The sequence below is a fragment of the Polaromonas sp. P1_G2 genome (genome assembly GCF_056405515.1).
This window is the reverse complement of the sequence record NZ_JBFUBY010001159.1, coordinates 1-450: the sequence shown is the minus strand read 5'-3', so window position 1 is coordinate 450 and position 450 is coordinate 1. Positions and strand designations below refer to the sequence as shown.

Annotated in this window: 1 protein-coding gene; it reads left to right on the top strand. The window is 63.8% G+C overall.

Annotated elements, in window-relative coordinates; all coding sequences use genetic code 11:
* The coding region (coaD, locus tag AC1D0P_RS29550) for a pantetheine-phosphate adenylyltransferase (protein WP_477679984.1) at nucleotides 1-352 on the top strand (352 nt) is incomplete at its 5' end.
* Nucleotides 353-450 lie beyond the last annotated feature (98 nt).

Here is a 450-nt window from a genome sequence, read left to right as displayed (position 1 = left end):
GGATCGCGCCTCGCTGATCCGCCTGTCGCTCGAAGACGTGTTGCCGGACCGGATCGGCGACCTCCAGGTGATCTCCTTCGACAATCTCGTCGTCGAGGCGGCGCGCGCGCATGGAACCAAAGTGCTGATCCGCGGTTTGCGCGACGGAACCGATCTCGACTACGAAATGCAGATGGCCGGCATGAACCGGCAGATGGCGCCGGATATCCAGACGGTGTTCCTGCCGGCCGGCACGGCGTCCAGGCCCATAACCGCCACATTGGTGCGCCAGATCGCCGCGATGGGCGGCGATGTCAGTGCTTTCGTGCCGAAGCCGGTGCTCGCCGCGCTCGAGGAAAAACGCCAACGCTGAGCCCAAAAACAACGGAGCTTCCATGATCTTCCTGAAATCCATCGCCGCGGCCGCATTGCTGCTGTTCGCCGGCCTTGCCGCCCAGGCATATGCCAATC